At 38.2% G+C, this 1,021-nt stretch carries 1 protein-coding gene and 1 pseudogene; one reads left to right on the top strand and one right to left on the bottom strand.

Translation table 11 applies throughout. From position 1 onward, the window contains the following. The coding region (locus KHW44_RS10060; protein WP_304069028.1) for a YdcF family protein at positions 1 to 855 on the bottom strand (855 nt) is incomplete at its 3' end. A 79-nt stretch (positions 856 to 934) separates the two neighbouring features. On the opposite strand from KHW44_RS10060, the pseudogene KHW44_RS10055 reads away from it, so the two are divergent. After that, positions 935 to 1,021: pseudogene (locus KHW44_RS10055) on the top strand (patatin-like phospholipase family protein); the annotation flags it as partial.

Below are 1,021 nucleotides of genomic sequence, written 5' to 3'. Positions count from 1 at the left end.
TGCGGCTAATAATTCTATTAGGTAGGTGTTGATTTTGGAGTTGAGGTTAGATTCTGCGGGTATTACTGTCCAATTGACTTTCATTTTGTTGCAGATGAGTTTGGTTCTGAATGCGTGGAAGTTATTGGTGATGACGCAGACTTTTTTTGTGTCGCACTCTGCATCTTGCTGTTGTATGAGTGTTTTTACGTATTCTATGTTTTGCATTGTGTTCATGGCAAGTTTTTCCAATAAAATATCTGTATCCTGGATGTTGTTTTGGACGGCGAAGTTTTTCATGGCTACGGATTCTTCGATGTCTCCGTTGGATTTGCCACCGGAAAATATCATTATGCTTTTGTTGGTTCTGTAGTAGGTAAATGATGTGAGCATTCTTTGTTTGATTAGCTCAGAGAGTTCGATTCCTTTCATGGATCCTCCGAGGACTACGATGTAGTCAAAATCTGTGGCGATTTTTTTGTATTTGATTATGAGATTTCCAAGCAGGTGTGACAGTACAATTAAGCTCAGATACAAATTCATTCCTATTATGTATTTGTAAAGGTCAAATATTTTGAACAGGTTTATTGCTATCATTGCGATGTATAATAAACTTGCCGATAAGTCAAGCGCGATGTTGGCTTTGACTTTTGCTTTTTGGTAGAGTCTGTATGATATTATCGCAAGGATAAATAAATCTGTGATTAGGTTGATCGCTATGATTATGTTCAAGATTATATTTGAACGTGGCGCAAATATTAGTCCGATGGCACTAATTGCGAACAAAACGATGCTTGTTGCTGTGAACATACTTATGAAGTTGTCTGTGGCTGCGATTATTAGAAGTATCGCAGATGTGAGTAGTAGTGTGTACATGTGTATTCCTTTCACGAAAAATTATATCACACATTGTGATGTTGGTTGATGATATAATTATATTAAGAAGGGGGGTTTTATGAGAGGTTTAGTATTGGAAGGCGGCGGAGCGAGGGGCTGCTATCAGATTGGCGCTTACAAGGCGTTGGTGGAAATGGGAATTGAC

The sequence above is a fragment of the Finegoldia magna genome, from assembly GCF_018371055.1.
Classification (GTDB): domain Bacteria; phylum Bacillota; class Clostridia; order Tissierellales; family Peptoniphilaceae; genus Finegoldia; species Finegoldia magna_I.
Note: the sequence above shows the minus strand (reverse complement) of the source record. Positions and strands in the feature narration are given on the sequence as shown.